This is a genomic window from Solibacillus sp. FSL K6-4121 (assembly GCF_038002585.1).
Lineage (GTDB): Bacteria > Bacillota > Bacilli > Bacillales_A > Planococcaceae > Solibacillus > Solibacillus faecavium.
On sequence record NZ_JBBOCS010000002.1, the window covers coordinates 1349188 to 1361816 of the forward strand.

The following is a 12629-nucleotide window of genomic DNA, read 5'->3' on the forward strand; positions in this document are numbered from 1 at the left end:
ATCTAAAATTTATTCTTTTCTAATTTTAAGTAGATTGTTTTTGCTCTATCCATTTAAACAAACTTTCCCCTAACAAAAATGCATATTGACTCAACCAAAAATCAACTTCTTTTGGTGTAACCATAAGTCGTTCAGGATGGGTACTAAATACTTCTTCAAATAATTGTCTACGATCTTCTGTCGGCCAAGTCGCCCATTGTCCGAAAATCGGCTCCACTTTCGATAAATCCACTTCTTCATTTACAGGTGTCCAATTTGTTACAGATAACTTCCCGGAAGGTTTCCCCTTTTCTTGTATTTTTGCTGCGATTGACCTGAAAGCAACATCAATTGCATCTGCAATTAATATCGGTGCCTCTACGACCGTTGGAATCCCGATAGCTGTAACAGGTACACCTAGAACTTCCTTGGAAATTTCCTTTCGGTGGTTACCTACACCCCCACCTGGATGAATACCAGTATCCGTTAATTGAATAGTCCTACATAAACGTGCACTGCCACTTGTTGCAAGTGCATCAATTATAATTACTAGCGATGGCTTTATTTTTTCTGTTAAAGCATGAATATAATCACTCGTTTCAAATCCGGTTTGTCCCGTTACGCCTGGCGCATATAAAATAAATTTAGGCTCCTGCAGTTCCGATTGCTTTTTATGCATTGCATCAATAGTATATGGACCAATTGCATCTGGTGTAATCGTCTTATTTCCTAAGCCTATGACTAAAATTTTTGATTCTGCAGTAATTTTTAAATCTTTATGCAAGTCATGTAAATAATGGATTAGTGATTCCTGTAGTTGCGAAAAGCCATGTTGGTCTTCCGAAGTCAACGTAGGTATCGATAATGTAATATACACTCCTTGTTTTTTACTAATTTGCTCTTGCCCAGCCGCATTTACTTCAACCTTTGTAATTTTTACTCGGTTTTGTTGCGACTCCTCCATATGAACGCCACGTTCATGCTTTAATTTTTCCTTATCCGCAGGCGTTTGTTGAAGCAGTACTCCAGCTGTTTCATCAATTAAATCTGTGCGATTCCAATCTACTTTTTTCATAATTGCACCTCCACATTCCAGTTTGTTCAAACTGTCAAGTAAATATTCTTTGCGTTTATGTATTGCAATTCTTTCAATCCTTTGGTAGAATGATTTTTGTTGTATTGACACATGAAACAGTGAGAAAATACTCATCTCGTACCTAAATCTAGGAGGTGAAAGAAATGCCAAACATTAAATCTGCTATTAAACGTGTAAAAGTTAACGAAAAAGCAAACGCTGCTAACGTACAAGCAAAATCTGCTATGCGTACTACAGTTAAAAAAGCTGAACAAGCGATCGCTACAGGTGCTGAAAACACTCAAGAATTAGTAGTTGCTGCTTCTAAAGCATTAGATAAAGCTGCTTCTAAAGGTCTTATTCACAAAAACGCGGCTTCTCGTAAAAAGTCTCGTTTAGCGAAAAAAGCTTAATTGTAAACTTATAAAGCCAACTGCGCATTTTGTGCAGTTGGCTTTTTTCGTATAATATAACTAGATTTATAAAACGCTACTATTATGATACATAATAAGACAGGGATATCCCACTTCAAAAAATATATAAAAAACTTTTCCTATAGCTTCTTCAATAAAAATAGTTCCAAGTGGCGTTCGCGATTGCCACCTGTAGTTTTTAGTTGAAGATCCACTTCCGCCAGACTATACAGTGCTTGAAGTAATCGTTGATCCGTTGGACGGCTTCTTTGATTCGAAATAATTTGAACACGGTAAGGATGAATTTTAAGTTGCTTTGCAATTTGTTGCTGATGATAGCCTTTTTTTTGTAAATAAAAAACCTGTGTCATTGTTCGGATATTATTTGCAAGTAACCCAACAAGCTTGATCGGTTCTTCTTTTTGACGCAATAAATCATGATATATTTTAAGTGCCTCTTCCTGATTATGCTCCAAATAGGCATTTAGCATTTTGAAAGCGTCATGTTCAAGTGTCTTCGCTACTAAATCTTCCACAAGCTCATGTGTAATTTCTAACTCTTCCCCTAAATACAGTGCCATCTTTTCTATTTCCATTTGAAGTTGAAGCATATTAGGTCCAACCATTTCAAGCAACTTTCCTATCGCTTCATCCGTAATGGCTTTCCCATGAATACTCGCTTCATTTTGCACCCAAACATTTAAATCATTATTTTGAGGTGTTTGCGCAAGGATAACCGTACATTTATCCTTCATAAGCTTCGTGATTTTTTTTCGTTCATCCAATTTTTCGTAGGGAGCTATAAATACCGTAATTGCAGTATCGGTAGGATGCTCGAGCCAGCTTTCAAGACGTTTTAAGTCATGTTCGATCTTTTCTTTTCCTTTTTCAGTGGCTTTTAAAAAAGATGTATTTTTGGCGATTATCAGTTTGCGTTCTGAAAAAAACGGGATTGTGTCCGCTTCATCAATGACATAATCTATCGGTTGTTCATTTAAATCAAAGGTCATCACTTCTGCTTCTTCCTCTTTTTGAAGTACAGATTTCAATTGCTTTATTGTTTCATCTATAAAATAAGATTCTTCTCCTACAAGCAAGTAAACCGGTGCGAAATTCCCTTTTTTAAAATCCTGCCATATTTTTGTTATCATCTGGGGAACCTCCTTTACTTTCGTATTTCTTAGTATAACATTTTTTAATTAATTGAGAATGTACAGATTCACTTACAATCCCGAAGAACTGGATAAAATAACAAGCTAATTACTTTGTGGACTTTTCTTGAAATTTACACTTATCATTATCACCAATAAAAGGAATAATTAGCATTTCATATAGCATTTTTAATTAGATTATTCTATAATGATTGGAGATTAGGAGGGATACTTATGGCAGGACATCAAGATCCAAACTATGTAACTGAAAACCCATTTGAAGGTCGTGGCCGTGCGATGAATGGTAACGACTTCCCAGATGCTGGTTACGGTTTCGTAGTTGGTGGCGGTTTCTTTATTACAATGTTTATCATTGCAATTATTGTAGAAGCAGCTACACGTATGTAATCCTAAAATGGAGTGATTTCTATGTAAATAATAGAAATCACTCCATTTTTATGGTTCATCACCATAAGTTGGGGATGGCAAAATTGAAAAAATAATATTTTCTAATTAAGTCCGTTCTGCTACGCTACGGGGAAAACGCGTTGAAGCAAGTGTTTTTGAAGCTCGCGTCCGTTGTACTTCGTTCCGGGGCAGGCTTTCCGGGCGGCGTGGCTCCAAAACTTTTGTAAAAAGGCTTTGCGACGAAAGCGGCAGCGACAGGAGCAACTATTTTCCGCGCACGCTTAATCGCCAAGGAGTCCGCCCCTACACTTCGCACAACTCTTTTCGTTGAAGCGAGTATTTTGGCGGCTCACCTTCCGCTCCGTGTCACTCTACTTGGGATAAAGTAAATTTCTGCAAAAAATGAAGATATAAAACATAGCATTTCCGCTCTCTTCCGCCTCGCGATAGCGCAAGCGGCTTGATTGGGTGTTTTTTACTTCACTTTATAACGTGGGCAAAATTTTGGGGTTGGTGGGCCTCGCAAACGGCAATCATTCAAGTGAAATTTTATTAGAAAGCAACCCTATGTTATGGTGATGAGCCATTTTTATTGCAAATAAATTGAATTCGATTTTTCTATTGCCATCTCACCTTTTTTTATCGTTACTTCTATCGTTCCGTCCATTCCAGTTGTTGCGTGTGGGATATTGTATGATTCAAAACGATTTACTACATCAATATGCGGATGATTGTACCGATTGTTTTCTCCAGCCATAAACACTGCAAATTTCGGTTTTGTCAGCGCAACAAACTCTTCAATGCTCGAAGTTTTGCTCCCATGATGACCGGCCTTTAACAAATCAATATTCCTTAGCTTTTCTGTATATAATTGAATTAATTGCTGTTCACCTTCTTTTTCAAGATCTCCTGTAAACAGTGCCTTATACTGATTATACGTTACCAGAATAACAAGCGAATCATTATTCCCTTCGTATTCAATATCAGCAGGCCATAAATACTCAAATGTCGTCGTACCAACGTTCCAGTAATCTCCTGCCATCTTTTCAATTAGTTTTGTATTTGTATGCTTCAGTTCCTTTAAAAAATCATTCATTACCGGCTTTGAAATCGAGCCTGGTGTCACATGTACCTCTTTCACAAGCACCTCTCGCAGAACTTCTTCAGCCCCTTCAACATGGTCGGCATCGGCATGAGATAATACAAATGTATCAATCGATTGTATGCCGCGGCCTTTTAAATAAGGTACTACTATTTGCCGCCCCACCTCATAAGGCGTTTGACGCTCTTTCCATTTTTCCTGATCAAATCTCAATAATCCTCCCGCATCAATCACTATAACGGATTTCCGATAAGGTAATTCAATAACAATACAGTCCCCCTGCCCTACATTTACAAAGGCAATTTTCAAATCATTATGCCAATAGGACTGGAAGTGAAAAACCAATGCAGGTAGAACCAATAGGACCATTGCCTTTACTGTTGCTTGTTTATCGAGCAAATAAAAGGTAATGAAAACGGAGCTGTATAAGAAGATCAACCAATAGATGGATGGTTTTCCCGGGTTCCACATTTGAATAATTGGCTGTTGAATGAGGAATATAAAGTTTGTAAGTGCCGTTCGCAATGGTTCATATAGGAGAAAAATAAAAGAATCAAACGGGAGTGGTAAAAAGGTAAAAATTAAAACGATAAGATTAATCGGCAGGATAACAAAAGAAAAAAGTGGCACGAAAAAGATATTCGCTATTAAAGAAGAAAGACTGATTTCAAAAAAGTGAAAAAGTAACAATGGGTAAACGAGGATTTGACAAACAAAGGTAATAAAAAAGGATTGAACCAAAAAATTAGAATACCGCGCTAAAATCCGACTAGAATAGACTAGACTGTATGTAGCTAAATAGGAAAGTTGGAAACCTACTTGAAAAATAACACCGGGCTCCAATAGGACAAAGAAGATAAAACTTAGTGACAGGGCATCATCCATTGGGATATTCCACCGGAAATACCGGGCTAGCATTATAAATTCCACAACACTTACTGCACGCCATATTGATGGAGCACCGCCTGCTACAATCGCATACATCGGTAATATAGCAAGAAGTAGAATTGTGGCTGGTTCTCTACGAATGCCCAGGCGTAATAATAACTGAAAAAATAGGAAAGAAACGAGGGCAACATGCAGACCGGATATCGCAAATAAATGTGTAATCCCTAGCTTTTGGTACGCTCTATTTAATTCATCATCGACATTATGCTGTAAACCGATTAAAAGGGCCTGTGCTTCAGCAACAAGCGAAGGAGGAAATGTCTCTTCTATATGGCGTTTTAATTGAAAACGCTGTTCATATAAAGGCTGTAACAATGAGTTCTCCTTATCCATAAATGTTAGTTGGCGAATTTCGATAATTCCCCGAGCATTTTTACTTTGTAAATAATGAGCCATAGAAAAGCCATAGCGGTGTGCGGGAATAGATGGGGATACTTGCTCCCCGACAACAAAAAAATTCGAACCAGCGAGTTGCTGGGCTTCCAGGAGTTGCTTTTCCTGTTCACTTTTTATTTCGTAGGTTACATATAGCTTTTCGCCTTCTGCATTGGTCATAAAACCTCGCAGCATAACGCCATTAATTCTGTATTCATCTGACCATGTCAAAATTGCTGGAAGTTCTACCGGCACTAAAAGCTTGTTTACCTCATGAGAGAAAAAAAGATAACTCACAATTCCCGTAGAAAAAATAAAGACGAGATGTATTTTGAGGAAACACTTATAATGACAAAATAACAACAAAATAACTAATAATACAAGTAGCCTTATCGATTCAAATGCAGCAATTGCACTAATACAAATCGACAAGGCATAAAATATCCACTTATGCTTGAACAAGTTTACCAAATAAAGCATGCATCTTCTCCTCTAAAGGGAGCAACTGTTCATTACTTGCACCTAACTCACGAAGCTTCTCGAGCATTTCAAATGTTAAGGAAAACTTTTCATCTTGCAGAAAATCTATTTTTGCTTCATCGAATGGGATGTGCTGAACATGGACATCAGCCTTCTTAAATAGTTCCAAAGCATATACATTATTTTTATAATCTTTGGCATAGTACACGTTTTTAATTCCTGCTTGAATAATCGTCTTCGAACAAGGCAAGCATGGGAAATGCGTCACATAAAGGTCCGCCCCATTTGCTGGTGTACCATATTTCGCACACTGCAACAGCGCATTCGTTTCGGCATGGACTGTTCTGACACAATGATTGTCCACTACATAGCACCCTTCTTCAATACAGTGTTCATCACCGGAGATTGATCCATTGTATCCACCGGCAATAATACGCTTCTCTCTCACAATAGTTGCCCCTACTGCAAGACGGGCACATGTACTTCTTAATGCAAGTAAATGGCTTTGTGCCATAAAAAATTGATCCCAAGTAATTCGCTCCATATGATAACCCCCAAAAATTATATCACTTATCAGTTTATACATAGTTCGAACCATTCGCAATGTATGATTTTTTGAAATTTCACTTTATTTTACATCAATAAGGTCCTTCAACTGCTCAAATGTTTTATCCCCGATGCCAGTTACCTGTTTTAAATCATCTACTGTTTGGAAATTTCCGTGTTCTGATCGATGCTGTATAATTGCGCTAGCTTTTGAAGGTCCTATACCCGGCAATTGGGTTAACTCTGATTCAGCCGCTTTATTTATGTTAATTTTTCCAGAGCTGTTACCACTGCTTGTTGAATTTGTTTCAGTCATTTGCAGAAGCAGCTCCATTTCTTCCAATGCATCTTCACTAGAATTAGGAATATAGACAACCATTTCATCATGTAATTTCTGCGCATGGTTAATAAGTATTGGATTTGCATCATCCGTATAGCCCCCTGCCGCTTGAATTGCATCGACAATTCGCTGCTCTTCTGTCAAGGTATAAACACCCGGATATTTTACTGCGCCTTTTACATCAACAATAATTGTTTGTGGAGTGTCTTCCATTTCTGTTTCCGGAATATTTGGAGTAGAGCCAATAGTAGCCAAGGCCATTTGGTCAATTGTTTCAATTGTAGCACTGTTCGAGGAATCTTGAATAAAAAAGAAATAGACAACTATTACCGCAAGTACACTACCAAAAATAGTGATTTGCTTTTTATACTTCTCCACAAATGGCTGCAAATTAAAAAACACCCTTTCATAAAGAAGGTTTTATATATGGAGCTTACTTCCACTATACAAATTTCACTTCTTTATGAAAAGGTATTTCATCTAAAACTGCCGAAACATTCTTTTTCGGGCATTTTATTTATTTTACAGCACGGATAAAAATACGTTCACTTTCTTCAGTCGGCTCGGCTTTTGTCCAATCAGCCGAAACCTCGACATGTGAGAAACCAATTTCTTTTAGCCAAATAATATATTGTTCATAGTTAAAAGTTCTTTGAAAGTGTTCTTCATCAAATCGTTCATATAAACCATTTTCTGTCTGTAAGAAAAATGTCATTTGATGATAGACTGAATGTGGATACTCCCCATGCTCTGTATGCCATACATAGGAAATATCTCCGTCATCATACGTAAATGGACCGTCTAAGAAAATAGCGTCCATCTTATATAACGAGTGCACATCAAAAAATAATTGTCCTCCAGTACGAAGACTTTCAAAAATCCGTTTTAATGTTTCGATGACTTGATGTTCTTCTTTTACGTAATTAATCGAATCTATTGGAATGATTGCCACATCCAAGTCACTGAAACCGTCTAGTTCGTCCATCGACATTGCATAAAGTGGTATTGTAACCCCATTGACATCCATACGAGCACTTGCAATCGAAAGCATTTCCTCAGATAAATCGATACCTGATACATTGTAGCCTGCTTGATGCAATAATAAAGCAAGTGTTCCCGTACCACAGCCAATATCCAATAAATTTTTATAGTTCTGTGCAGGGGCATGCGATTGAATCCACTCCACATATTCCGCGTACGGGATATCTGTCATCAATTCATCGTATACTTCTGCAAAACGCTCATAACTATTCATTGTCAGCTTGTGGTGCGTCTAATTGTGCTGCATCTCCCCATAAACGCTCCAAGTTATAGTATGCACGCTCATCTTTGTGGAAAATATGCGCAACAACATCACCCATATCAACTAAAATCCAACGAGCTGTATCAAAGCCTTCCAATTTACGAACAGTGTAGCCCGCTTCTTCAGCTTTTTCTTTAATTTCTCTTGCAATAGCCTGTACTTGGCGTTCTGAACTACCTTCTGCAATGATGAAGTAGTCAGCTAATAAAGAAATCCCCTGCATATTTAGGGCAACAATATCTTCCCCGCGCTTGTCATCTATTGCTTTGTACGTAATATTTAATAACGTTTCATTCATGTATGTTTATTCCTCTCTCATTAAAAAGTTATAGCATTCAATTGATACAGGGTAAATAGCCTGTTGTGATGAAACTAAAAAGCTAAGGGTATGAATTATACATGCCCGGAATGCATCATCCAAATTAATGTCTGCATCGGCTCTTAATTTTTCTACACCATGAAATTTACGGTTTGGTTCAATCATATCTGCCACAAAGATAATTTTTTCAAAAGTTGTCATATCCGCTCGCCCAGTTGTATGGTAACGAATTGCATTTAAAATTGCTTCATCGTCAATATGAAATTCCGTCTCTGCAATCCATGCCCCGATAGGACCATGTAAAATCTCAGCATCCCAATCAAGTAAGCGAGGATCCAATTGCTGCTCAATCACAACTTTTTTCATCCATTCGACATCTGCATATTTCGCAATATCATGTAAAATGGCTGCAATTTCTGCTTTTTTCGGATCCTCCTGATATTTTTCGGCTAAACGAATCGCCGTTTCCATAACACCAATCGTATGAAGATACCGCTTTTCGGGCATTCGCTCTTTAATTGCTGCTAATAACATCTGACGATCCATACAAACCTTCCTCTCGAATATACTGTTCAACAGCCTTAGGCAATATAAAATGCAAATTGGCCTTATGTTGCTGTAATCGGTTTCGAATATAAGTTGAAGAAAGGTCTATTTGGGGCGCATCAACCATGTGTACATTATAAGACGTTTGCGCTTCACTGCCTGGACGCTTCACTCCTACAAATGTTACAAGCCCCATTAACTCATCAATCCGATGCCATGTAGGTAATGAATCAATCATATCCCCACCAATAATGAAATAAAACTCCGTTAGCGGCTCACGCTCACGCATAGCTTTCATCGTATCGAACGTATAGGATACACCTCCACGGTCCAACTCAAAGGTCTCCACATGAAAATAGGGGATTTCTTCAATTGCCAGCTCAACCATTCGAAGACGCTGTGCATTAGTTGTAGAACTCAACTTATCCTTATGTGGCGGCTTTGCATTGGGCATAAAACGTATTTCCGCTAAATCGAGGGCAGCATATACTTCATTGGCCATCATTAAATGTCCGATATGCGGTGGATTAAATGTACCGCCAAAAAGACCGACTTTCTTCATTTCGCTTCACCTTATTTCGTAGCTACTTTTGGTAATACGATTTTTTTGTTATTGCGTGATTCTTTATATAAAACAACTGTTAAGCCAATTAGTTGAACCAGCTCAGCACGTGTTCCTTCTGCAAGCTCTTCTGCCACAACATTTTTGTCTTCTTCACAGTTATCTAAAATACGTACTTTAATAAGCTCACGTACTTCTAATACATCGCGTAATTGTGCAAGCATTGCATCATTTACGCCACCTTTCCCAACTTGGAAAATTGGATCTAAGTGATGTGCCTCAGCACGTAAAAAACGTTTTTGTTTACCTGTTAACATAAAATTTAATTTCCTCCTAATTGCGCCGTCAAACGGGCAATCATTGCATTTGTATTTGGATAATGGCCTAACCAATATTCGTAGGCTATCGCCCCTTGATGCACGAACATGCCTAAACCATTAACAATTGTCGCCCCTTTTTGCTCAGCCGCTTGCAAAAATGGCGTCATTAATGGATTATACACAATATCTGCAGCAATTGCGCCTGCAGGGAACTTTTCAAGCGAAAATGGCAAAGCAAAGTCGCCCGTAGACATTCCTGCAGGTGTTGTTTGTATAAAAATTTGGAAAGCATCTAAGTTCTTTTCTGCGTGTTCCAATGAAATAGCCCGGCCTTCAGACATCTCATCTATAATTTGCTGTGCATTTGCAACTGTACGATTGGCAATAGTAATGTCTGAATAGCCTATAAGCTGTAAGGCGAATGCGATGCCACGTGCTGCCCCACCTGCGCCGATTAATAAAACCGGTGCATCACGCTTATTTGTGCCAATTACTTGCTCTAATGCTTTCACAAATCCCGGACCATCTGTATTATAGCCCTTTAGTTTCCCTTCAGCTGTACGAACGACAGTATTGACCGCGCCCATCTTTGCAGCGAGTTCATCAAGTTCATCCAAAAAGGGAATAATCGTTTGCTTATGCGGTATTGTTACATTCCAGCCACTTGTGCCCAACAGCTTGAATGATGCTACAGATTGTTGTAAATGTTCAGGCTTCACGTGTACCGGGATATAAGCCGCATCCACATTCTCTTCTTCATACCATGCATTATGCATTTCCGGAGATTTTGACTGTGCAATCGGATCCCCAATAACCGCAAACCACTTTTTCATCATCTTTTCCTTCTTTCCAGCTACCATTTCATTTACCACAAAGTATCAGCTTCCGTCATTAAATGCCGTTGATTTCCATTACGGGTCGGACGCTTTCCGCGGGCACGGCCTGAGCCTGTAGTCTCAGACATCGTGCTTGTCCCGCTGGAGTCGCCTCCCCTTCATTCCAATCAACTAACTTTGAATAATAAAATATCAACCTTAATTAGGTGAAGAGTCCATTCTATCAAATTAACGATGGGCGGATGAATACTTCTACCCCTTTTGGCGCATGAGCGGCTACAACTACATTTGCATGCTGTACCGTTACCCATCCTAATCCTGAGATGACCACATCTGTTTTTGCTTCTTTAATTGAGAATTCGTGGCGTACTAGCGGTGGTAGTTGGTCAATATGCTTTGTAGTTGGTGGAGCCAATAATTCACCTTTATGTTCTTCATATAAGCTATCTGCACGTTCCAGCTTTGTTCTGTGAATCGGTAAATCGTTTGCTGCATGTATTGTAAATGCAGAACGTTCGCCCTGAATAAAATCAAAACGGGCAAGTGCACCGATAAATAAAGTTTGTCCTGGATTTTGCTGATATACTTTTGGTTTAATTTCTTTTTTTGGCATAATATATTTCAATTCGCTTGAATCAATATGGTGGGCCATTTGATGATGATTAATAATACCTGGTGTATCAAATAACGATGCACCGTCATCCAGTGGAATTCCAATCATGTCCAAAGTTGTTCCCGGGAAGTGGGATGTTGTTATAATTTCACCTTCCCCTGTAGCCTGCTTAATTATACGGTTAATGAATGTTGATTTCCCCACATTTGTACAGCCAACAACATATACATCCTTGCCGTTGCGGTATTCTTCTATCGCTTCGACTACTTCCTGCATGCCCATTCCTTTATGAGCCGATACAAGTTTTACGTCAATTGGTTTAAGCCCTAATGCCTTTGCTTCACGCTTTAGCCAATTAATTACTTTCTTTTCCTTCACCGATTTAGGTAAAAGATCTGCTTTATTAGCCACTAAAAGTACCGGGTTATTTCCTACAAAGCGGTGCAAACCAGGTAACCAGCTGCCATTAAAATCAAAGATATCGACGATTTTTACGATAAGACCTTCCTGTTGTCCAAGACCGTTTAAAATACGTAAAAAGTCGTCATCTGTTAAGCTGACTGGCTGAATTTCATTGTAATTTTTTAATCGGAAACAGCGTTGGCAAATAATCATTTCCTTTTCTAGAGAGGATGCTGGGGCATACCCTAATCCATTTTTATCTTCTGTTTGAATCACTGTTCCACAGCCAATACATTGTGGCATTTCGTTCATTAACTATTTCCTCCTAACTGGTATTGCAAAAACTATGCAACTTGGGCTACTTATTAGTCTTCCCAAGGGTACTTTCCTTTTCTTCTTAAATCATTGTAAACACGGCGTTCCACAAAACGGTTAAATTTTGTAACTAGTCCGTCTGAGTTCGCTACTGGACGTACTAAAAACGTATACAGCTTCTGACGCTTCGCTCCCATTACATCTGTTAGTAATTGGTCTCCCAACATCGCTACTTCATGGCGACGCAGACGTAACTGTACAAGCGCCGCATAATATGCCGCACCTAAAGGTTTTTTTGCCCTGAAAATAAAAGGGATACCATGAGGTTCTGCAAATTGTCGAACGCGTGCTTCATTATTATTTGATGCAATAATAATTTTGATCCCTGATTCACGCATCATTTCAAACCATTGCACAAGCTCATCTGTTGCATCCGCACGATCCCATTCCACTAGGGTATTATCCAAATCCGTAATAATTCCTTTAATGCCTAATTCATTTAATTTTTCTGGCGTAATCTCAAATACACTACGAATAAATTCATCTGGTAATAAAAAGTTGTACAAAGCCGTTACCCCTAACTCAAATTTATTTAC

Annotated in this window: 15 protein-coding genes; 2 read left to right on the plus strand and 13 right to left on the minus strand. The window is 38.6% G+C overall.

Annotated features, from left to right (window positions below; genetic code table 11):
- Positions 1-25: 25 nt before the first annotated feature.
- Positions 26-1054, minus strand: a complete 1029-nt coding sequence (gene gpr, locus MHH95_RS16455; protein WP_191700295.1) for a GPR endopeptidase — start codon at positions 1052-1054, stop codon at positions 26-28.
- Positions 1055-1218: 164 nt separating this feature from the next.
- Here gpr and rpsT point away from each other — a divergent pair, with 164 nt between their 5' ends.
- Positions 1219-1467, plus strand: a complete 249-nt coding sequence (gene rpsT / locus MHH95_RS16460) for a 30S ribosomal protein S20 (RefSeq protein ID WP_191700296.1) — start codon at positions 1219-1221, stop codon at positions 1465-1467.
- A gap of 140 nt (positions 1468-1607) precedes the next feature.
- Here rpsT and holA read toward each other — a convergent pair whose 3' ends face one another.
- Positions 1608-2618: a DNA polymerase III subunit delta gene (gene holA / locus MHH95_RS16465; protein WP_340728505.1), complete on the minus strand. Its 1011-nt coding sequence runs from the start codon at positions 2616-2618 to the stop codon at positions 1608-1610.
- Positions 2619-2852: 234 nt separating this feature from the next.
- On the opposite strand from holA, the gene MHH95_RS16470 reads away from it, so the two are divergent.
- On the plus strand, positions 2853-3026 hold the full coding sequence (locus MHH95_RS16470) for a YqzM family protein (RefSeq protein WP_340728506.1): 174 nt from the start codon (positions 2853-2855) through the stop codon (positions 3024-3026).
- Positions 3027-3615: 589 nt separating this feature from the next.
- Here MHH95_RS16470 and MHH95_RS16475 read toward each other — a convergent pair.
- The 11 genes from MHH95_RS16475 to MHH95_RS16525 all read right to left on the minus strand — a co-directional run bounded on the left by MHH95_RS16475 (position 3616) and on the right by MHH95_RS16525 (position 12599).
- Positions 3616-5706 (minus strand): DNA internalization-related competence protein ComEC/Rec2, encoded by a 2091-nt coding sequence (locus MHH95_RS16475; protein ID WP_340728507.1) that lies wholly within the window; start codon positions 5704-5706, stop codon positions 3616-3618.
- 193 nt (positions 5707-5899) lie between these two features.
- Positions 5900-6475 carry a ComE operon protein 2 gene (locus MHH95_RS16480; RefSeq protein ID WP_340728508.1) on the minus strand — a complete coding sequence of 192 codons (576 nt, stop codon included), beginning with the start codon at positions 6473-6475 and terminating at the stop codon, positions 5900-5902.
- Between the two features lie 84 nt (positions 6476-6559).
- Positions 6560-7195, minus strand: a complete 636-nt coding sequence (locus tag MHH95_RS16485) for a helix-hairpin-helix domain-containing protein (protein ID WP_340728509.1) — start codon at positions 7193-7195, stop codon at positions 6560-6562.
- 139 nt (positions 7196-7334) lie between these two features.
- Positions 7335-8072 (minus strand): class I SAM-dependent DNA methyltransferase, encoded by a 738-nt coding sequence (locus MHH95_RS16490; protein WP_340728510.1) that lies wholly within the window; start codon positions 8070-8072, stop codon positions 7335-7337.
- Positions 8065-8418 carry a ribosome silencing factor gene (gene rsfS, locus MHH95_RS16495; protein WP_191700303.1) on the minus strand — a complete coding sequence of 118 codons (354 nt, stop codon included), beginning with the start codon at positions 8416-8418 and terminating at the stop codon, positions 8065-8067. The genes MHH95_RS16490 and rsfS overlap by 8 nt, the downstream gene beginning before the upstream one ends.
- A 6-nt stretch (positions 8419-8424) precedes the next feature.
- A complete protein-coding gene (gene yqeK, locus MHH95_RS16500; RefSeq protein ID WP_340728511.1) occupies positions 8425-8985 on the minus strand; it encodes a bis(5'-nucleosyl)-tetraphosphatase (symmetrical) YqeK in 561 nt (186 codons plus the stop codon).
- Positions 8954-9547, minus strand: coding sequence for a nicotinate-nucleotide adenylyltransferase (locus MHH95_RS16505; RefSeq protein ID WP_340728512.1), 594 nt, complete (start codon positions 9545-9547; stop codon positions 8954-8956). Before MHH95_RS16505 ends, yqeK begins: the two co-directional genes overlap by 32 nt.
- A gap of 11 nt (positions 9548-9558) precedes the next feature.
- Entirely contained in the window at positions 9559-9864 is a 306-nt protein-coding gene (yhbY, locus tag MHH95_RS16510) for a ribosome assembly RNA-binding protein YhbY (protein WP_191702673.1), read from the minus strand.
- A 5-nt stretch (positions 9865-9869) separates the two neighbouring features.
- On the minus strand, positions 9870-10700 hold the full coding sequence (gene aroE, locus MHH95_RS16515; protein ID WP_340728513.1) for a shikimate dehydrogenase: 831 nt from the start codon (positions 10698-10700) through the stop codon (positions 9870-9872).
- A gap of 226 nt (positions 10701-10926) precedes the next feature.
- Complete coding sequence (gene yqeH, locus MHH95_RS16520) at positions 10927-12030, minus strand: ribosome biogenesis GTPase YqeH (protein ID WP_191700307.1); 1104 nt, start codon at positions 12028-12030, stop codon at positions 10927-10929.
- Between the two features lie 53 nt (positions 12031-12083).
- The gene (locus tag MHH95_RS16525; protein WP_191700308.1) at positions 12084-12599 is read right to left on the minus strand and encodes a YqeG family HAD IIIA-type phosphatase; all 516 of its coding nucleotides are present in this window, start codon (positions 12597-12599) and stop codon (positions 12084-12086) included.
- Positions 12600-12629: the final 30 nt, after the last annotated feature.

What these genes read in the sequence shown, in the direction of transcription:
- gpr (WP_191700295.1), bottom strand. Translation starts at nt 1,054, where the DNA reads ATGAAAAAAGTAGATTGGAATCGCACAGATTTAATTGATGAAACAGCT.
- rpsT (WP_191700296.1), top strand. Translation starts at nt 1,219, where the DNA reads ATGCCAAACATTAAATCTGCTATTAAACGTGTAAAAGTTAACGAAAAA.
- holA (WP_340728505.1), bottom strand. Translation starts at nt 2,618, where the DNA reads ATGATAACAAAAATATGGCAGGATTTTAAAAAAGGGAATTTCGCACCG.
- MHH95_RS16470 (WP_340728506.1), top strand. Translation starts at nt 2,853, where the DNA reads ATGGCAGGACATCAAGATCCAAACTATGTAACTGAAAACCCATTTGAA.
- MHH95_RS16480 (WP_340728508.1), bottom strand. Translation starts at nt 6,475, where the DNA reads ATGGAGCGAATTACTTGGGATCAATTTTTTATGGCACAAAGCCATTTA.
- MHH95_RS16490 (WP_340728510.1), bottom strand. Translation starts at nt 8,072, where the DNA reads ATGAATAGTTATGAGCGTTTTGCAGAAGTATACGATGAATTGATGACA.
- rsfS (WP_191700303.1), bottom strand. Translation starts at nt 8,418, where the DNA reads ATGAATGAAACGTTATTAAATATTACGTACAAAGCAATAGATGACAAG.
- yqeK (WP_340728511.1), bottom strand. Translation starts at nt 8,985, where the DNA reads ATGGATCGTCAGATGTTATTAGCAGCAATTAAAGAGCGAATGCCCGAA.
- MHH95_RS16505 (WP_340728512.1), bottom strand. Translation starts at nt 9,547, where the DNA reads ATGAAGAAAGTCGGTCTTTTTGGCGGTACATTTAATCCACCGCATATC.
- yhbY (WP_191702673.1), bottom strand. Translation starts at nt 9,864, where the DNA reads ATGTTAACAGGTAAACAAAAACGTTTTTTACGTGCTGAGGCACATCAC.
- aroE (WP_340728513.1), bottom strand. Translation starts at nt 10,700, where the DNA reads ATGAAAAAGTGGTTTGCGGTTATTGGGGATCCGATTGCACAGTCAAAA.
- yqeH (WP_191700307.1), bottom strand. Translation starts at nt 12,030, where the DNA reads ATGAACGAAATGCCACAATGTATTGGCTGTGGAACAGTGATTCAAACA.